The organism is Ectopseudomonas khazarica (genome assembly GCF_017915135.1).
GTDB classification, from domain to species: Bacteria; Pseudomonadota; Gammaproteobacteria; order Pseudomonadales; family Pseudomonadaceae; genus Aquipseudomonas; species Aquipseudomonas khazarica.
Genome location: NZ_CP068551.1, coordinates 4725827 through 4744921, shown reverse-complemented (window position 1 = coordinate 4744921; position 19095 = coordinate 4725827). Strand labels below are relative to the sequence as shown.

Below are 19095 nucleotides of genomic sequence, written 5' to 3'. Positions count from 1 at the left end.
GTAGATGGATCATCTGGTATTGACGGTGATTGCCGCGGATCAACCCGGCCTGGTCGAGCGCCTGGCTGGCTGCGTCGCGGCCCACGGCGGCAACTGGCTGGAGAGCCGCATGGCGCGCATGGCCGGGCAGTTCGCCGGGATCGTGCGGGTGGACGTGCCGGGCGAGGCGCATGGCGCGCTGATCCGGGAGCTCGAAGCCCTGAGCGCACAGGGGATTCGCGTGCAACTGGCGGCCAGTGGCAGCGAGCCCGGCGGACGCTTCACCTCGATTCGCCTGGAACTGGTGGGTAACGACCGTCCGGGTATCGTCCGCGACATCACCCGTGTGCTTGCCGAGCAGGGCGTCAACCTGGAAAACCTGCTGACGGAAGTGGCGCCGGCGCCCATGAGCGGCGAGCTGCTGTTCACCGCCGAAGCCATGTTGGCGGTGCCCGAGTCGCTGGAACTGGAGCAGTTGCAGGCACGCCTGGAGACCCTGGCCGATGACCTGATGGTCGAGCTGAACCTGCGTGCCGAGGACTGATATCCACGGCCTGCGTGGATCAGCCTGTGGATAAACTGGGGAGCCCCGACGCACCACCTAGTGCGCCGGGGCTTTTCGTTATCTGGCTAAAAAATCAGCAGGATCAATGGCTTGTGCACAAATGCCGGGGATGGATCTGTGGATAAGCCTGGGGTGAACGAGGCGGCGCCAGGAGCGACGCGGCCTGCAGCCCGCTGAGCGTTTTCTGTGCAGCGAGCACGGCGCGCAACGCCTCGGCGCCGCCTCCTGCTGCCTATCGAACGGGCGAACGCTTGCGCAGGCTCAGCCAGATATCGATGCTGTATACAATCAGCGCAGCCCAGATGCAGGCAAAGGCGAGCAGGGTGCTCGGCGAGAAATGCTCGTCGAACAGCAGGATGGCCTGCAGCAGCACCAGCGTGGGCGCCAGGTACTGCAGAAAGCCCAGCGTGGTGTAGGGCAGGTGCCGCGCCGCCGCATTGAAGCACACCAGCGGCACCAGGGTGATCGGGCCTGCCGCCGCCAGCCAGAGGGCCTCGCTGCTGGTCCAGAAGCTTGCCTGGCTGCTCGTGGCCGCCGGGTGCAGGAGCAGCCAGCCCAGTGCCAACGGCAGCAGCAGCCAGGTTTCCACCACCAGGCCGGGCAGGGCCGCCACTGGCGCCTGCTTGCGAATCAGCCCGTAGAAACCGAAGGTCAGGGCCAGCACCAGTGAGACCCAGGGCAGGCTGCCGACCTGCCAGAGCTGCTGCAGCACGCCCAGCGCGGCCAGCGCGACGGCCAGCCACTGCAGGCGGCGCAGGCGTTCGCCGAGGATCAGCAGGCCGAGCAGAACGTTGATCAGCGGGTTGATGTAGTAGCCCAGGCTGGCCTCGATCATGCGCCCGTTGTTCACCGCCCAGACGTACACCAGCCAGTTGGTGGCGATCAGCAGGCCGCAGCCGGCGAGCACCGCCAGGCGCCTGGGGTTGTCACGCAGCTCGCGCCACCAGCCAGGGTGCTTCCAGACGAACAGCAGCAAGCCGCCGAACAGCGCCGACCAGAGCACGCGATGAACGATGATTTCCATCGCGGGTACGCTTTGCAGGGCTTTGAAGTAGAGGGGGAACAGGCCCCAGATGATGTAGGCGGTAAGGCCCAGAATGTACCCGCGCTGCGGGTTGGCGGTGGCCATCGATGATCCTTGCTGGGGCGGCTTGAGGGGCCGGCAAATTCTAGTCTTCTGGCCCCGGACTTGTCTGTCCGTTCAGTTTCCCTGGCTGCCCAGGCCTGGGGGAAAGTCGTAAGGCAAACTTTACGCGGTGCGCGCAACTGTATCGGTATGCGGGGCCGGCGCAGCCGCTGGGTAGCCCGGATGCGATCCGGGGCCGCGGGATGGAACGGCAAGCATCGCGGCTGAAGCCGCTCCTACGGCACAGGCGAACACCGGTAGGAGCGGCTTCAGCCGCGAAGGCTCCATCTCCCGTATAGCCGCAATGACCTCACGCCAGGGCGTGGCTCGGATTCACGCCGGGCGCGCAGCCAGGCCAGGTTTCAGAACAGCCGCAACGGCTCCTCATCCAGCGCAGCCAGCTGCTCGCGCAGGGCGAGAATCTGGTCGCCCCAGTAGCGCTCGCCGGCGAACCAGGGAAAGGCCAGGGGGAAGGCCGGGTCGTCCCAGCGCCGTGCGATCCAGGCGCTGTGGTGCATCAGGCGCAGAGCGCGCAGGCCCTCGATCAGCGGCAGTTCGCGGGCGGCGAAATCATGGAATTCCTGATAGCCATCGACCAGTTCTGCAAGCTGACCGAGGCGCTCATGGCGTTCGCCGGCCAGCATCATCCACAGGTCCTGCACGGCCGGGCCCATGCGGCAGTCATCCAGGTCGACCATATGGAAGCTGTCATCGCGGCACAGCAGGTTGCCGGGGTGGCAGTCACCATGCAGGCGGATGGCCTGGTAGCGCACGCGGGAGAACAGCTCGTCGAGGCGCGCCAGCAGGTCGCGGGCGACCGACTCGTAGGCCGGCAGCAGGCTTTTCGGAACGAAACCGCCGTCGAGCAGCGCGCCCAGGGCGGCATGGCCGAAGTTGTCCTCCGCCAGGGTCTCGCGGTGGGCGAACGGACGACTGGCGCCGATGGCGTGCATGCGCCCGAGCAACTGGCCGAGGCGATACAGCTGGTCGAGATTGCCGGGCTCCGGGGCGCGGCCACCACGGCGCGGGAACAGGGCGAAGCGAAAACCGCCATGCGCGAACAGCGTCTCGCCGTTGCGTGACAGCGGCGCCACCACCGGCACCTCATGCTCGGCCAGCTCGGCGCTGAAGGCATGCTCTTCACGGATCGCCGCGTCGCTCCAGCGATCAGGGCGGTAGAACTTGGCGATCAGCGGCGTCTCGCCCTCGATGCCGACCTGATAGACGCGGTTCTCGTAGCTGTTCAGCGCCAGCACGCGAGCGTCGCTGAGGTAGCCGAGGCTTTCCACAGCGTCGAGCACCAGGTCCGGGGTGAGGGTCGAAAAAGGATGGCTCATGAACGGCTCCGCACAAGTGGGCGCCCAGTCTACCGGCTTGCGCGAGGCACCGGGGGCTGGTTGTCGCCGGTGCGCTACAGCTGGGTGCCGAGCAGCACCTGACTGGCGGCGAACTGGGCACGGACCGGGTCGTCGCGGTTCAGGCCCAGTGCGGTCAGCTGCTCGGCGGCGATCAAGGCGCACAGGGTCTGGCCGCTGGCCAGGCCGATGCGTACTTCGCTGGGGCCGTCGAGCGCCGGAATGATCTGTTCGATGCGCCCTTCGAGGGCATTGCGCTGTTCGTCGCGGGGCGCGTGCAGCGGGTGCAGTTCCAGCCAGCCGGCTTTGATCAGGGCGACGACGTTGCTGCCCGGCTGCAGGTGCAGGTTGTCCGTGCTGTCATGGGTGATCTGCGCCTGCAGCCGCTCACCGCCCGGCAGCTCGATATCGATCAGGTCGTTGTGCCCGCAAGGATGAATCGCACGCACGCGACCGGCGAGCTGGTTGCGCGCGCTGGTGCGCAGCATCAGGCGGCCGAGCAGTTGCAGGTCGGCGTCGTCCTCGGCGGCCAGCAGCAACTGGGCCTGCAGCGCCTGCACGCGCTGGTGCAGGGCCAGCAGGCGCTCGCCGGCTGGCGTCAGGCGTGCGCCGCCACCGCCCTTGCCGCCGACGCTGCGGCTGACCAGCGGCTGCTCGGAAAGATTGTTCAGCTCGTCGATGGCGTCCCAGGCCGCCTTGTAGCTCAGCCCGGCGGCCTTGGCGGCGCGGGTGATGGAGCCCAGCTCGGCAATCCGTTCCAGCAGGGCCAGGCGTTTGGGGCGACGGCTGAGTAGTTGCGCGAGAGGGTCGAGCTGAGACATGGCGGACGGGCAGGCGAGAAGAATGTCGGGCACGGTGCGTGACTGCGCCCGGCACGTCAAGTCAGCCGTCACCCGGTGCTGGCGTGCGGGCCAGGCAGTAAACGTCGATGCGTGACGCCCCGGCGCGGTGCAGCAGCTGGGCGATGCTGCTGGCGGTCGCGCCCGTGGTCAGCACGTCATCGACCAGCGCCAGATGAGCGCCGCGGAGCTGGGCCTGCGGCTCCAGGGCGAATGCCTGGCGCAGGTTGCGCTTGCGCGTGGCGGCGTTCAGCCCCTGCTGCGCAGGGGTATCGAGCGGGCGCCGCAACCAGTCGCCGTGAACCGGCAACTGCAGGCTGGCGCCCAGCCAGTCGGCGAGCATCTGCGCCTGGTTGAAGCCACGCTGCCGTTGCCGCCGCTGAGCCAGTGGCACCGGCAGCAAGGCCTGTGGCCTGGGCAGGCCCTCGGCATAGGCGTGGCGCAGGTGCTCGGCCAGCAACTCGGCGAGCAGGCGACCGTGCGGCCACTGGCCCTGGTGCTTGAAGCGGGTGATCAGGCTGTCTACCGGGAAGGCATAGCGCCACGGCGCTTCCACGTGGGTGAAGCCTGGCGCCTTCTTCTGGCAGGCGCCGCAGGTCAGACCTTGCGCGAGCAAGGGTACGGCGCAGACCAGGCAATGCGCGCCCAGCCAGGGCAGCTCGGCTTCACAGGCCGTGCAGATGCCGTGCGTGGGGTGGTCGTTGGCGTCGTCGCACAGTTGGCAGTGGCGCCGCAGGCGCAACCAGCCGAGGCGTTGCAGCGAACGCAGGTCGAATCCGGGCATGACGGCTCATCCTTGAGCGACGGAGCCCCGAGCCTAGCAGGTCTCAGCGAATCAACCAGCCCATCACCACCAGGCCGAGGAACAGCCAGATGACCCCGCCGATGATCGAGCGTCTCAGCAGCGCACGCACGCCGTTGTAGAGAAACAGCAGGCCGATGAACAGCAGGATGATGCTGAAGATCGAGACGTCCATGCCGATGGCGCTGGCCAGGCCGCGGAGGAAATCGTCGAACGCATCGGCAACGGCTCCCAGCGCACCGGACAGCACGTCCACGACGAAACGGATGGCGCGACCCAGTACCTGGCCGAGTCCTTCGAAGAAACCTTCTACCTGCATGCAAGCGTCCTGTATTGGCGATAGGCATTGGGCAAGATGCCATGATGGAAGTTCGATCGATCAATATGTGATCAGTGGTAAACCTGTGCCTTTCTTGCGGTTGACAGCATCCAACTGCCACTTATGATGGCCTGAGCCTGAATGCCCCCTCAAACAGATGCCACCAAGCGTCGAAGGATTTCCCAGATGAGCGCAACCGCAGCAACCACCGCCCGCCACGATTGGTCCCTCGCCGAAGTTCGCGCGCTGTTCGAGCAGCCCTTCAACGATCTGCTGTTCCAGGCGCAGACGGTACACCGCGCGCACTTCGATCCCAACCGCGTGCAGGTCTCGACCCTGCTGTCGATCAAGACCGGTGCCTGCCCGGAGGACTGCAAGTACTGCCCGCAGTCCGGCCACTACAACACGGGCCTGGACAAGGAAAAGCTGATGGAGGTGCAGAAGGTGCTGGAGGCGGCGGCCGAGGCCAAGGCCATCGGCTCGACGCGCTTCTGCATGGGCGCGGCGTGGAAGCATCCGTCGGCCAAGGACATGCCCTACGTGCTGGAAATGGTCAAAGGCGTGAAGAAGCTCGGCCTGGAAACCTGCATGACCCTCGGTCGTCTGGACCAGGAACAGACCCAGGCGCTGGCCGATGCGGGGTTGGACTACTACAACCACAACCTCGACACCTCGCCGGAGTTCTACGGCAACATCATCACCACGCGCACCTACGGCGAGCGCCTGCAGACCCTGGCCTACGTGCGCGAGGCGGGCATGAAGATCTGCTCCGGCGGCATTCTCGGCATGGGCGAGTCGGTGGACGACCGCGCCGGGCTGCTGATCCAGCTGGCCAACCTGCCCGAGCACCCGGAAAGCGTACCGATCAACATGCTGGTCAAGGTCAAGGGCACGCCGCTGGCCGAAGAGAAGGACGTCGATCCGTTCGACTTCATCCGCACCCTGGCGGTGGCGCGCATCATGATGCCGCAGTCCCATGTGCGCCTGTCCGCCGGTCGCGAGCAGATGAACGAGCAGATGCAGGCCCTGGCCTTCATGGCCGGTGCCAACTCGATCTTCTACGGCGAGAAGCTGCTGACCACCGCCAACCCGCAGGCCGACAAGGACATGGCCCTGTTCAAGCGCCTCGGCATCAAGCCGGAAGAGCGCGAGGAACATGCCGACGAGGTGCACCAGGCAGCCATCGAGCAGGCCCTGGTCGAGCAACGCGATTCCCAGCTGTTCTACAACGCGGCCTCGGCCTGATATCTCCCAGGTGGATGAATGAAGCGTCATCCGCCCTGCGCAGCCCGAGGTCATGCGCAGGGTGGCTGACCCGCTTGCGGTTATCCACCGTTCTCCGGTGCCTGCCATGTCTTTCGATCTTGCTGCCCGCCTGGCCGAGCGCCAGGCAGCCGACCTGTTCCGCAGCCGTCCTCTGCTGCAGACCCCGCAGGGTCCACAGGTGCGTGCTGATGACCAGGAGCTGCTGGCGTTCTGCTCCAACGATTACCTGGGCCTGGCCAACCACCCCGAGGTGATTCGCGCGCTGCAGCAGGGCGCGGAGCAATGGGGCGTCGGTGGCGGCGCGTCGCACCTGGTGATCGGCCACAGCACGCCTCACCATGAGTTGGAAGAGGCGCTCGCCGCGTTCACCGGACGCCCGCGCGCGCTGCTGTTCTCCACGGGCTACATGGCCAACCTCGCCGTCGTCACCGCGCTGCTCGGCCAGGGTGACAGCGTGCTGGAGGATCGCCTCAACCACGCGTCGCTGCTCGACGCCGGCCTGCTGTCCGGCGCGCGCTTCTCGCGCTACCTGCACAACGATGCGGTCAGCCTGGCCAATCGCCTGCGCAAGGCCAGCGGCAACTGCCTGGTGGTCACCGATGGGGTGTTCAGCATGGATGGCGACCTGGCCGACCTGCCGGCGCTGTGCGCCGAGGCGCGGCTCAAGGATGCCTGGGTGATGGTCGACGACGCCCATGGCTTTGGCCCGTTGGGGGCGACCGGCGCTGGCATCGTCGAACATTTCGGCCTGGGCCAGGATGACGTGCAGGTGCTGGTCGGCACCCTGGGCAAGGCCTTTGGTACCGCCGGTGCCTTCGTCGCTGGCAGCGAAGAGCTGATCGAGACGCTGATCCAGTTCGCCCGCCCCTATATCTACACCACCAGCCAGCCGCCCGCCGTGGCCTGCGCCACGCTGAAGAGCCTGGAGCTGCTGCGTACCGAGAGCTGGCGCCGCGAACACCTGGCCGGGCTGATTGCCCGCTTCCGTCAGGGCGCCAGCGAGATCGGCCTGGACCTGATGGACAGCCCGACGCCGATTCAGCCGATCCTGGTGGGTGACAGCGCCCGTGCCCTGAAGCTTTCTGCGTTGCTCAAGGCGCGCGGCATGCTGGTCGGCGCCATCCGTCCGCCGACCGTGCCGGCCGGCAGCGCGCGCCTGCGCGTGACCCTCTCCGCCGCCCATAGCGCAGCGCAGCTCGAACTGCTGCTCGAAGCCTTGGCCGAATGCTGGCCCCAGGTGCACACCGATGACTGAGAAACTGATTCTGCTGCCCGGCTGGGGCTTCGATGCGGCCGTGCTGCAACCCCTCGCGGATGCACTGGGTGGCGAGTGCCAGGTGCAGGTCGCCGCACTGCCCAGGCTGGCCTCCGCGTCTGCCGGGGACTGGCTCGACGAGCTGGATGCGCGTCTGGCCGATGGTTGCTGGCTGGCCGGCTGGTCGCTGGGCGGCATGCTCGCCGCTGCCCTGGCGGCGCGGCGCGGCGCGCGTTGCCGCGGCCTGATTACCCTGGCCAGCAATGCCTGCTTCGTGGCCAGCGAGCGCTGGCCGCAGGCGCTGGCCGAGGACACCTACAACGCGTTCTACCAGGGCTGCCAGGCAAATGCCGGCGCGACCCTGAAACGCTTCGCCATGCTCTGTGCCCAGGGCGCTGCAGATGCGCGCGGCCTGTCGCGGCAGCTGCAGGCCCACCTGCTCGCGGGTGACGAGGCGGCACTGCTCGCCGGCCTGCGGGTTCTGGCGAGCCTCGACAATCGTGCGCCGCTGGCGGCCTTCGGCGGGGCGCAGCTGCATCTGCTGGCCGAGCTGGACGCCCTGGTCCCGGCTGCGGCGGGCGACGCGCTGCTGGCGCTGTTGCCGGCGGGCGAGGTGGATGTGCTGGAGGGTTGTGGTCATGCCTTCGTGCACGAGCAGGCTGACAGCGTGGCGGCGCTGATGCTGGATTTCATCCGTGAGTCCGACGATGGCTGAGCGTTCCGAACGCGCGCAGGGCTCCGACGCCGAGGTGAGCACGGCGGCCCTGCCGGACAAGCGCCAGGTGGCGGCGTCGTTCTCGCGAGCGGCGGCGAGCTACGATGCCGTGGCCGAGCTGCAGCGCCATGTCGGCACGCAACTGCTGGCGCGTCTGCCGGTTTCGCTGCAGCCGCATCGCTGGCTGGACCTGGGCAGCGGCACCGGTTATTTCACCCGCGCCCTTGGCGAGCGCTACGGGCAGGGGACGGGGTTGGCCTTGGACATTGCCGAAGGCATGCTGCGTCATGCCAGGCCCCAGGGGGGCGCCGCGCACTTCATCGCCGGTGATGCCGAGGCCCTGCCGCTGCAGGCGGCCAGCGTCGACCTGCTGTTCTCCAGCCTGGCGCTGCAGTGGTGCGCCGATTTCCCGCGCGTGCTGAGCGAAGCGCAGTGGGTGTTGCGCCCCGGCGGCGCGCTCGCGTTCTCCAGCCTGTGCGTCGGCACCCTGCAGGAGTTGCGCGACAGCTGGCAGGCGGTCGACGGCTTCGTCCACGTCAATCGCTTCCGCCGGTTCGAGGACTACCAGCAGTGTTGCGCCGCCAGTGGCATGCAGGTGCTGAGCCTGCAGCGCCAGGCGCAAACGCTGCATTTCCCCGACCTGCGCAGCCTGACCACTTCGCTCAAGGACCTCGGCGCGCACAACCTCAACCCTGGCCGGCCGGGCGGCCTGACCGGGCGTGCGCGCATTCGCGCGCTGGTCGAGGCCTACGAACGCTTGCGTCAACCCGCCGGGCTGCCTGCCACCTATCAGGTGGTCTACGGCGTGTTGCAGAAACTTCCGGGCGACGTTGCTGGCGTCGCCTAGCGGCGGCCCGCAATCGCCCGCCAGAAAGACACCTTCGGATAGCAGCGACGGGAGACATCGTCATGACGCACGCCTACTTCGTCACGGGGACGGATACCGAGATCGGCAAGACCACCATCGCTGCCGGCCTGCTGCATGCTGCCCGCCTGCGTGGGTTGAGTACTGCGGCGGCCAAGCCGGTCGCCTCCGGTTGCCAGCGAACGCCGCACGGGTTGCGCAATGACGATGCACTGGCCCTGCTGGCGCAGTGTTCGCTGCCGCTGCGCTACGAGGAGGTCAACCCGCTGGCGTTCGAACCGGCGATCGCGCCGCACCTGGCGGCGCGCGAGGTCGGCGTCGAGTTGACTGTCGCCAGCCTGGCCAGCCCGGTACGCGCGATCCTGGCAAGGAACGCCGACTTCTCCCTGGTCGAAGGTGCCGGTGGCTGGCGTGTACCCCTGGCCGGGCGCGAGAGTCTGTCGGATCTGGCCCAGGCGCTGGCGATACCGGTGATCCTGGTCGTGGGTGTACGTCTGGGCTGCATCAACCACGCGGTCCTGACGGCCGAGGCCATCGAACGTGACGGGCTCGAGCTTGCCGGCTGGGTCGCCAATATCGTCGACCCGCAGACCTCGCGCCTGGAAGAGAACCTGGCGACCCTGGGCGAGCGATTGCCCGCCCCGTGCCTGGGCCGGCTGCCGTACCTGGCAGATGCGAGCGCCGCAGCGGTGGCGCAGCACTTGGCGCTGGAACGTCTGGCCGACTGGGAATAAACAGCCGGCGGACCATAGCCTTTTGTCTGTACATTTTTTAGCCGACTTCTGCTTCAATACGTAGCATCAGGTTTTATTTCCCCTTGGGAGCTGCCGATGGAAATCTCCAGCAATGCATTCAGTTCGGGCTTGAACGGCATCCAGGCCGGGCAACGCCGTGTCGAGCAGGCGGCCAGCGACATCGCCAGCAACGCGGTGACCGAGCCGCAGCAGCCCAGCCAGACGCCACCGCAGAACCAGGTGAACCCCACGCCACAGTCTGCCGAGCAGACGCGCCCCGACCTGGCGGAAAGCCTGGTCGCCTTGCGCGTTGGCGAGAACGAGGTGCGGGCCAGCTCACGTGTCGTGGAAACCGCCGATGAGGTGCTGGGTACGCTCATCGACACGCGTGCGTAAGTAGTTCCACCCCGGCCGTGGATGCGGCCTGCAACGGGGTAGGAGGGAGCACATGCAGATCGGCAACAGCGTGCCACCTTTCGTCCCTGCGCCGTCCTTCTCTTCGGCTCGGCCCCTCTCGTCCGACGTTTCCCCCGATATCGCCCGTGCCGACCAGGCACCCGTGACCGCGCCGCAGGAGCAGCAGGCGAATTCCAGCGCCTCCGGGCGCGAAGAGGCTGACCGTGCCTCCACCGATACGACGGACGACAGCGCCGAAGCCAGCCCCCGGGAGCAGCGCCAGCAGCAGCTGGAGATCGCCGATCTGGTTCAGCGCGATCGCGAAGTGCGCACCCACGAACAGGCCCATGCGGCTGTCGGCGGGCAGTACGCCGGTTCACCGACCTACAGCTTCAAGCGTGGCCCTGACGGCCAGCGCTATGCCGTCTCCGGCGAGGTCGGCATCGACACGGCCGCTGTTCCCAATGACCCCGAAGCCACCTTGCGCAAGATGGAAGTCGTGCTGCGTGCCGCCCTCGCACCCGCCGAGCCCTCCGCGCAGGATCTGCGCGTGGCCGCCCAGGCCCAGGCCAAGGCGGCGCAGGCGCGGGTGGAGCTGGCCGAGCTGCGCCGCGACGAAGCCGCCAGCGCCAGCGAGGAGAGCAAGGGGCGTGACGACGAACGGCAAGCCCAGGAGGCGTCTGACGAGCAGGGCCAGCAGGCCGTGCCGCCCGCACCTGACCTTGACCTGTACCGGCGCCTGGGCGAGTTGCCGTCGTCGGAGCCCGGCATCGATCTGGTCGCGTGACGGGGCGATTGGCAGCGCTTGACAAGGGGTTGGCGTAAACGTATGTTTCAAACGCCTGTTTGATTGCTTCGGCCGCAGCCTCGTGGCCGGGCAGCCGGGAGTGATCCCGAGAGCGACCGCCAAGACGGTCACCCCAACTACTAGGAATCCACCGCAGAGGTTTACCGCTATGCCTGACTACAAGGCCCCCTTGCGTGACATTCGTTTCGTTCGTGACGAGCTGCTGGGCTACGAAGCGCACTACCAGAGCCTGCCAGGTTGCCAGGACGCCACTCCGGACATGGTCGACGCCATCCTCGAGGAAGGCGCGAAGTTCTGCGAGCAGGTCCTGTCGCCGCTGAACCGCGTGGGTGACACCGAAGGCTGCACCTGGAGCGAGTCCGGTGTGAAAACCCCGACGGGCTTCAAGGAGGCCTATCAGCAGTTCGTCGAAGGCGGCTGGCCGAGCCTGGCCCATGACGTCGAGCACGGCGGTCAGGGTCTGCCGGAGTCGCTGGGTCTGGCGATCAGCGAAATGGTCGGTTCGGCCAACTGGTCGTGGGGCATGTACCCGGGCCTCTCCCACGGTGCGATGAACACCCTGAGCGCCCACGGTACCGACGAGCAGAAGCACACCTACCTGACCAAGCTGGTATCCGGCGAGTGGACCGGCACCATGTGCCTGACCGAGCCGCATTGCGGTACCGACCTGGGCATGCTGCGCACCAAGGCCGAACCGCAGGCCGACGGCAGCTACAAGGTCACCGGCACCAAGATCTTCATCTCTGCGGGTGAGCACGACATGGCCGGCAACATCGTCCATATCGTCCTGGCCCGCCTGCCCGATGCACCGGCCGGTACCAAGGGTATCTCGCTGTTCATCGTGCCGAAGTTCATGCCCAACGCCGATGGCGGCGTAGGCGAGCGCAATGCCGTTTCCTGTGGCTCCATCGAGCACAAGATGGGCATCCACGGCAACGCCACCTGCGTGATGAACTTCGACGGCGCCACCGGCTTCCTGATCGGCCCGGCCAACAAGGGCCTGAACTGCATGTTCACCTTCATGAACACCGCTCGTCTGGGTACCGCGCTGCAAGGCCTGGCCCACGCCGAAGTCGGCTTCCAGGGTGGCATCAAGTACGCCCGTGAGCGTCTGCAGATGCGTTCGCTGACTGGCCCGAAAGCGCCGGAAAAAGCCGCTGACCCGATCATCGTGCATCCGGATGTGCGCCGCATGCTGCTGACCATGAAGGCCTTCGCCGAAGGCAACCGTGCCATGGTCTACTTCACCGCCAAGCAGGTGGACATCGTTCAGCACAGCGACAACGAAGAAGAGAAGAAGGTCGCCGACGAGCTGCTGGCGTTCCTGACGCCGATCGCCAAGGCCTTCATGACCGAAGTGGGCTTCGAGTCCGCTTCCCACGGCATGCAGATCTACGGTGGCCATGGCTTCATCAGCGAGTGGGGCATGGAGCAGAACCTGCGTGACTGCCGCATCTCCATGATGTACGAAGGCACCACCGGCGTTCAGGCGCTCGACCTGCTGGGCCGCAAGGTGCTGATGACTCAGGGCGGCGCGCTGAAGAACTTCACCAAGATCGTGCACAAGTTCTGCCAGGCCAACGAGGGCAACGACGCCGTCAAGGAATTCGTCGAGCCGCTGGCCAAGCTGAACAAGGAGTGGGGCGACATCACCATGAAGATCGGCATGGCGGCGATGAAGGATCGCGAGGAAGTCGGTGCCGCTTCGGTGGACTACCTGATGTACTCCGGTTACGCCTGCCTGGCCTACTTCTGGGCCGACATGGCGCGCCTGGCTGCCGAGAAACTGGCTGCCGGTGCGGGTGACGAGGCCTTCTACAAGGCCAAGCTGCAGACTGCCCGCTTCTACTTCGCGCGCATCCTGCCGCGCACTCGCGCGCACGTCGAGACCATGCTGTCCGGCGCCAGCAACCTGATGGACATGGACGAAGAGCACTTCGCGCTCGGCTTCTGATTCCGTCACGGTTGATCGCAAACGCCGCCCTTCGGGGCGGCGTTTGCGTTTTTGCGCGTCGTACTGAAGGGAATGTCGCATCCTGTCGCTGTTTTCAATCATCGAAGCAGGCAGAATGCCTTCATCTCTTGCTCAGGGTGTCCGCGTGATCCGTCCGGCCAATCTGCGCCTCAGCCATTTCCTCTCCTCGCTGCCGTTGCTGGTCGGCGCGTTCGTGGCTGCCCGGCTGCCGGTGCTCAGCGAATTCTTCATCTCCCTGTTCAATGTCCTGCCGACCCTGCTGTTGCTGCTCGGCGGCGCCTTCTGTCTGGCCTATGGCCGCCAGCGCGAGGTCTTCCTGCTGCTGGTGCTGTACGTCGGCTACTTCATGCTCGATATCCAGGTCGATCACTTCCGTGACAACGGCCAGGTCAGGGACGACGCCGTCCTGGTCTTTCACCTGATCTGCCTGCTGTTGCCGATGCTCTACGCCCTCTACGGCTGCTGGGAGGAGCGTTCGCACCTGGCCCAGGACATGCTGGCGCGGGCGCTGGTCCTGCTGGCGGTCAGTGCGGTGGCCTTCGCGCTCGGACGCCGTTATCCACAGGGCATCGCCGACTGGCTGGCGCAGATTCACTGGCCGGCGTTGCACGGCGCCTGGATGAGCCTCGCGCAGCTGACCTACCTGGTGTTCCTGGTCGCTTTCGTCGCGCTGCTGGTGCAGTACCTGCGACGCCCGCGGCCCTTGCACGCGGCGCAACTGGTCGGGCTTGTCGGCCTGCTGTGGATGCTGCCGCAGGTGTTCATCATGGCCCATGCGCTGCAGGTGATGAGCAGCATGGTCATGCTCATGCTGGTGGCGGCGGTGGCGCACGAGGCCTACCAGATGGCCTTCCGTGACGAGCTGACCGGCCTGCCCGGACGGCGTGCGCTCAACGAGCGTCTGCAGCGCCTCGGGCGTGACTATGTGATCGCCATGGTCGATGTCGATCACTTCAAGAAATTCAACGATACCCATGGCCATGACGTCGGCGACCAGGTGTTGCGCCTGGTCGCCAGCCAGCTGCGCAAGGTCGGCGGTGGCGGCAAGGCCTACCGCTATGGCGGCGAGGAATTCACCCTGCTGTTTCCCGGCAAGAGCGTGGAGCAATGCGTGCCGCACATGGAGGCCGTGCGCCTGGCCATCGAGCAGTACCGCATGCAGCTGCGCGACAAGCAGAGCCGTCCGCGTGATGATCGCGAGGGCAAGCAGCGCCGTGCCGGCAAAGCGGCCAGCGAGGTTTCGGTGACGGTCAGCATGGGCGTGGCCGAGCGCCAGGCCGAGCAGCGCACACCGCAGGAAGTGATCAAGGAAGCGGACAAGGCGCTGTACAGCGCCAAGGCCGCCGGGCGTAACTGCATTCGCAGCGCCGGGCAGCGACGTGGTGCAGTGAAGGTCAGCGCCCCGGCCGACTGAGCCGGCTTATGGCGGCGCATTCAGGCGGCCAACGATCATTGTTGCCGTTCCATTCGCGGCAGTAGCGTGGGGCACCTGACCGCTACCCGAATGGAGAACGACCATGCCCGAGTACAAGGCCCCGCTGCGCGACATGCGCTTTCTGATCGACGATGTCTTTGCCTTTCCCGCCCACTACGCCAGCCTGGGGGCCGACGATGCGAGCCCGGATATGGTCGCGGCGATTCTCGAGGAGGGCGCCAAGTTCTGCGAGCAGGTGCTGGCCCCGCTGAACCGCAGCGGTGACGAGGAGGGCTGCCATTTCGACAACGGCGTGGTGACCACGCCCAAGGGCTTCAAGGAGGCCTTCGCGCAGTATGCCGAGGGTGGCTGGATGGGGCTGGCCGCCGACCCGCTGCATGGCGGGCAGGGCCTGCCCGAGTCACTCGGCCTGATCGTCGCCGAGATGGTCGCCTCGGCCAACCAGTCCTGGGCCATGTACCCGGGGCTGACCCATGGCGCCATGTCCGCGATCCACGCCCATGGCAGCGAAGAGCAGAAGCAGACCTACCTGACGCGCCTCACCGAAGGCCGCTGGACCGGCACCATGTGCCTGACCGAGCCGCATTGCGGCACCGACCTGGGCATCATCAAGACGCGCGCCGTGCCGCAGGCCGATGGCAGCCATGCGATCTCCGGGACGAAGATCTTCATCTCCGCGGGCGAGCACGACATGAGCGAGAACATCGTGCACCTGGTGCTGGCCAAGCTGCCCGACGCGCCTGCCGGCACCCGGGGCATTTCCCTGTTCATCGTGCCCAAGTTCCTGCCCCAGGGCGACGGCGTCGGCGCGCGCAATGCGGTGAGCTGCGGCTCCATCGAGCACAAGATGGGCATCAAGGCCTCGGCAACCTGCGTGATCAACTTCGACGCGGCGACCGGTTACCTGATCGGCGAGGCCAACAAGGGCCTCGCCTGCATGTTCACCATGATGAACCATGCCCGCCTGGGCACCGGTATGCAGGGCCTCTGCCTGGGCGAGGCCAGCTATCAGGGCGCCCTGCGTTACGCCAGGGAGCGCCTGCAGATGCGCGCGCTGACGGGGCCGAAGGCGCCGGACAAGGCGGCCGATCCGATCATCGTGCACCCCGATGTCCGCCGCATGTTGCTGACCATGAAAGCGTTCAACGAGGGCAACCGCGCGCTGGCCTACTTCACTGCGCAGCTGATCGATGTCGCGCACCGCGCCGAGACGGCCGAAGCGCGCCAGGAGGCCGAGGACCTGCTGGCCTTGCTCACGCCGATCTGCAAGGCCTTCATGACCGAGACCGGGCTCGAGGCCACCAACCACGGCATGCAGGTTTTCGGCGGGCATGGCTACATCCGTGAGTGGGGCATGGAGCAACTGGTGCGCGATTGCCGCATCGCGCCGATCTATGAAGGCACCAATGGCATCCAGGCCCTCGACCTGCTCGGGCGCAAGGTGCTGGGCAGCCAGGGCAAATTGCTGCGCGGTTTCACCCGTGTCCTGCACAAGTTCTGCGAGGCCCAGCAGGAGCATCCGCAACTGGCCCCGCAGGTGGCGCAGCTGGCGGCGTTGAACCGGCAGTGGGGGGAGCTGACGCAGAGCATCGGCATGGCCGCGATGAAGAATCCGGACGAGGTCGGCGCGGCGTCGGTCGATTACCTGATGTATTCGGGCTATGTCACCCTGGCCTACTTCTGGTTGCGCATGGCTGTGGTCGCCCAGGAAAAGCTTGCGCAAGGGGATGACGATGGCTTCCATCAGGCCAAGCTGGTGACGTGCGGCTTCTACTTCCAGCGCATCCTGCCGCGCACCGAGGCGCATCGTCTGGCGATGTCGGCGGGCAGCGTCAGCACCATGCAGCTGGCGGAAGAACACTTCGCCTTCTGACCGCTGGTCGAGGCAATTCGGCCCGCCTTCTGGCGGGCCTTTTCATTTCATGGACATATGAGCGGTGACTGAATATCTGGTCACAACATGACCCTATGTGTCTGAAAAGTTGTTGGATTAAACTCGGTCCACATACGTAAGTCCGCTTTTCGAGGATGTGTCATGGCCGATTACAAAGCCCCCCTGCGCGACATGCGCTTCGTGCTCAATGAAGTATTCGATGTCTCCAAGCTCTGGGCCGAGTTGCCGGCCCTGGCCGAAGTGGTCGATGCCGATACCGCCAGCGCCATTCTGGAGGAGGCCGGCAAGGTCACCGCAGGCAGCATCGCGCCGCTGAACCGCAGTGGCGATGAAGAAGGCTGCTCCTGGGACGACGGTGCGGTGAAAACGCCGGCAGGCTTCCCCGAGGCCTACCAGACCTACGCCGAAGGCGGCTGGGTGGGGGTCGGTGGCTCGCCGGAGTTCGGCGGCATGGGCATGCCCAAGGTGATCGGCGCTCAGGTCGAGGAAATGGTCAACTCGGCCAACCTGTCCTTCGGCCTCTACCCGATGCTGACCGCCGGTGCCTGCCTGTCGATTCTCAACCACGCCAGCGAAGAGCTGAAGGCGCAGTACCTGCCGAACATGTATGCCGGCGTCTGGGCCGGCTCCATGTGCCTGACCGAGCCGCATGCCGGCACCGACCTGGGCATCATCCGCACCAAGGCCGAGCCCCAGGCCGATGGCAGCTACAAGGTCACCGGCACCAAGATCTTCATCACCGGTGGTGAGCACGACCTGACCGAGAACATCATCCACCTGGTGCTGGCCAAGCTGCCGGATGCGCCGGCTGGCCCGAAAGGCATTTCGCTGTTCATCGTGCCCAAGGTCATGGTCAATGCCGACGGCTCGCTGGGTGAGAAGAACGCCCTGGGCTGCGGCTCCATCGAGCACAAGATGGGCATCAAGGCCTCGGCCACCTGCGTGATGAACTTCGATGGCGCCACCGGCTACCTGGTCGGCGAAGTGAACAAGGGTCTCAACGCCATGTTCACCATGATGAACTACGAGCGTCTGGGCGTTGGCATCCAGGGCCTGGCACTGGGTGAGCGCAGCTACCAGAGCGCCGTCGAGTATGCGCGCGAGCGCATCCAGAGCCGTGCCCCGACCGGCCCGCAGGCAAAAGACAAAGCAGCCGACCCGATCATCGTGCACCCGGACGTGCGTCGCATGCTGCTGACCATGAAGGCGCTGAACGAGGGCGGCCGTGCCTTTTCCAGCTACGTCGCCATGCAGCTGGACACCGCCAAGTACAGCGAGGACAAGGACACCGCCAGGCGCGCCGACGAACTGGTCGCCCTGCTGACGCCGGTGGCCAAGGCCTTCCTCACCGACATGGCGCTGGAAACCACCGTGCATGGCCAGCAGATCTTCGGCGGCCATGGCTTCATCCGTGAGTGGGGCCAGGAGCAGCTGGTGCGCGACTGCCGCATCACCCAGATCTACGAAGGCACCAACGGCATCCAGTCGCTGGACCTGATGGGGCGCAAGATCGTGGGTAGCGGTGGCAGCTTCTACAAGCACCTGTCCGACGAGATCAAGGCGTTCGTCGCCGCGGCCGATGCCGGCCTCGCCGAGTTCACCCAGCCGCTGACCGCGGCGGTGCAGAACCTCGATGAGCTGACCGCCTGGGTCCTGGATCGTGCCAAGAGCAACCCCAACGAAATCGGCGCGGCGTCGGTGGAGTACCTGCACGTGTTCGGCTACACCGCCTACGCCTACATGTGGGCGTTGATGGCGCGCGCGGCGCTGGGCAAGGAAGCTCAGGACGAGTTCTACGCCAGCAAGCTGGGCACGGCGCGCTTCTACTTCGCCCGCCTGTTGCCGCGCGTTCACTCCTTGAGCGCCTCGGTCAAGGCCGGCAGCGAATCGCTGTACCTGCTGGATGCCGCGCAGTTCTGAGTCCTGCTGCGTGGTGGATGAGCCCCGGCCCCTGTGCCGGGGTTTTTCATTTCAGCGGCAGCGCGCCTTCAGCCTGCCCAGGTAGAGCAGGGCAGGGCGCTGCGACTGCAGGTGCAGCGGCCCCGGCTCGTTCTCCACGAGCAGGCCGTTGCCCGCCGCGATGTCGTGCAGCACACCGCCTGCATCGACCCTGACGGCGGTCTGCGCCGCGTTCCACAACAGCAGTACCTCGGCATCGTTCTCCACGAGCTGTTCGCCCTGCAGCCTCAGCGCCTGCAGGTCATGCGTCCAGGCGCCGCGTCGCGTCATCAGGTTGAGGTCGGTGATGGGGCCGTCCTGCAGCTGCGCGCTGATCGCCTCCTCACCGCCGAACACTGCGATGGTGCCGTCGCCTGACAGCGTCTCGCGCCGGCCGTTTTCCCGCTGCAGGTGCAAGCCCTTGCCGGCCAGCACGACCAGGCTGCGGTCGATGCCGGGGAAGCGGGAGAAGGCACCGCTGGAGGCGACGCTCGCGCTGCTGATGCGCCAGTCGAAGTCGTCCAGGCTGGCACCTGTCGGGCAGATGGCCAGTTCCAGCGTCGAGCCGCCGCCGTTCTTCCAGGGCATGGCGATGGCGCTGCTGGGGTCGAGCAGGGTGTAGGGCATGGTCTTCTCTAATGTATATACATATTGGGCGAATCGCCGGTATGGCGACCGCTTGCCTCGTCACTCCCCGCGTGTCGCGGAGGTGGCTGCAATCATAACGTATCACTGCAACGGTCAAGCGACAGGCGGATGATCTTGGCATGCGTCGCCGGCTTGACGTCGATTCGATTCGTTTCTATTGTATATACAAATAAAGCGCAAA

The 19095-nt window shown here is 66.4% G+C and carries 18 protein-coding genes; 12 read left to right on the top strand and 6 right to left on the bottom strand.

Translation table 11 applies throughout. The annotated features are described in order from the left end of the window. Window positions 1–4: 4 nt before the first annotated feature. Complete coding sequence (locus JLK41_RS22380) at window positions 5–523, top strand: glycine cleavage system transcriptional repressor (RefSeq protein WP_037056085.1); 519 nt, start codon at window positions 5–7, stop codon at window positions 521–523. A 253-nt stretch (window positions 524–776) separates the two neighbouring features. Here the strand turns inward: JLK41_RS22380 and rarD are convergent, their stop codons facing one another. The 5 genes from rarD to JLK41_RS22355 form a co-directional block, all read right to left on the bottom strand. Continuing rightward, the gene (gene rarD, locus JLK41_RS22375) at window positions 777–1673 is read right to left on the bottom strand and encodes an EamA family transporter RarD (RefSeq protein ID WP_210389851.1); all 897 of its coding nucleotides are present in this window, start codon (window positions 1671–1673) and stop codon (window positions 777–779) included. A gap of 359 nt (window positions 1674–2032) precedes the next feature. Then, window positions 2033–3007, bottom strand: a complete 975-nt coding sequence (locus JLK41_RS22370) for a serine/threonine protein kinase (RefSeq protein ID WP_210389849.1) — start codon at window positions 3005–3007, stop codon at window positions 2033–2035. Window positions 3008–3081: 74 nt separating this feature from the next. After that, window positions 3082–3846, bottom strand: coding sequence for a TOBE domain-containing protein (locus JLK41_RS22365; RefSeq protein ID WP_134676523.1), 765 nt, complete (start codon window positions 3844–3846; stop codon window positions 3082–3084). A 61-nt stretch (window positions 3847–3907) separates the two neighbouring features. Then, on the bottom strand, window positions 3908–4648 hold the full coding sequence (locus tag JLK41_RS22360; RefSeq protein ID WP_210389843.1) for a ComFC family protein: 741 nt from the start codon (window positions 4646–4648) through the stop codon (window positions 3908–3910). A 43-nt stretch (window positions 4649–4691) separates the two neighbouring features. Next, entirely contained in the window at window positions 4692–4985 is a 294-nt protein-coding gene (locus JLK41_RS22355) for a hypothetical protein (RefSeq protein ID WP_210389841.1), read from the bottom strand. Window positions 4986–5171: 186 nt separating this feature from the next. Between JLK41_RS22355 and bioB the strand changes: the two genes are divergently transcribed. The 11 genes from bioB to JLK41_RS22300 all read left to right on the top strand — a co-directional run bounded on the left by bioB (window position 5172) and on the right by JLK41_RS22300 (window position 18248). Next, window positions 5172–6230: a biotin synthase BioB gene (gene bioB, locus JLK41_RS22350; protein ID WP_037056076.1), complete on the top strand. Its 1059-nt coding sequence runs from the start codon at window positions 5172–5174 to the stop codon at window positions 6228–6230. Between the two features lie 106 nt (window positions 6231–6336). After that, entirely contained in the window at window positions 6337–7506 is a 1170-nt protein-coding gene (gene bioF / locus JLK41_RS22345; RefSeq protein WP_037056074.1) for an 8-amino-7-oxononanoate synthase, read from the top strand. After that, window positions 7499–8221 (top strand): alpha/beta fold hydrolase, encoded by a 723-nt coding sequence (locus JLK41_RS22340; protein ID WP_134676458.1) that lies wholly within the window; start codon window positions 7499–7501, stop codon window positions 8219–8221. The genes bioF and JLK41_RS22340 overlap by 8 nt, the downstream gene beginning before the upstream one ends. After that, the gene (gene bioC / locus JLK41_RS22335) at window positions 8214–9068 is read left to right on the top strand and encodes a malonyl-ACP O-methyltransferase BioC (RefSeq protein WP_210389840.1); all 855 of its coding nucleotides are present in this window, start codon (window positions 8214–8216) and stop codon (window positions 9066–9068) included. The genes JLK41_RS22340 and bioC overlap by 8 nt, the downstream gene beginning before the upstream one ends. A gap of 62 nt (window positions 9069–9130) precedes the next feature. Beyond that, window positions 9131–9820, top strand: coding sequence for a dethiobiotin synthase (bioD, locus tag JLK41_RS22330; protein WP_210389838.1), 690 nt, complete (start codon window positions 9131–9133; stop codon window positions 9818–9820). Window positions 9821–9916: 96 nt separating this feature from the next. After that, complete coding sequence (locus JLK41_RS22325; RefSeq protein ID WP_047592815.1) at window positions 9917–10216, top strand: hypothetical protein; 300 nt, start codon at window positions 9917–9919, stop codon at window positions 10214–10216. A gap of 52 nt (window positions 10217–10268) precedes the next feature. After that, complete coding sequence (locus tag JLK41_RS22320) at window positions 10269–11003, top strand: putative metalloprotease CJM1_0395 family protein (protein ID WP_210389836.1); 735 nt, start codon at window positions 10269–10271, stop codon at window positions 11001–11003. 169 nt (window positions 11004–11172) lie between these two features. Beyond that, window positions 11173–12978, top strand: coding sequence for a phenylacyl-CoA dehydrogenase (locus JLK41_RS22315; protein ID WP_134676460.1), 1806 nt, complete (start codon window positions 11173–11175; stop codon window positions 12976–12978). A gap of 115 nt (window positions 12979–13093) precedes the next feature. Continuing rightward, complete coding sequence (locus JLK41_RS22310; protein ID WP_416359287.1) at window positions 13094–14413, top strand: GGDEF domain-containing protein; 1320 nt, start codon at window positions 13094–13096, stop codon at window positions 14411–14413. Window positions 14414–14516: 103 nt separating this feature from the next. After that, entirely contained in the window at window positions 14517–16307 is a 1791-nt protein-coding gene (locus JLK41_RS22305) for an acyl-CoA dehydrogenase C-terminal domain-containing protein (RefSeq protein ID WP_210389834.1), read from the top strand. A 162-nt stretch (window positions 16308–16469) separates the two neighbouring features. Further along, on the top strand, window positions 16470–18248 hold the full coding sequence (locus JLK41_RS22300) for an acyl-CoA dehydrogenase C-terminal domain-containing protein (RefSeq protein ID WP_175252728.1): 1779 nt from the start codon (window positions 16470–16472) through the stop codon (window positions 18246–18248). A gap of 51 nt (window positions 18249–18299) precedes the next feature. Here JLK41_RS22300 and JLK41_RS22295 read toward each other — a convergent pair whose 3' ends face one another. After that, a complete protein-coding gene (locus tag JLK41_RS22295; protein WP_210389832.1) occupies window positions 18300–18893 on the bottom strand; it encodes a HutD/Ves family protein in 594 nt (197 codons plus the stop codon). Window positions 18894–19095 lie beyond the last annotated feature (202 nt).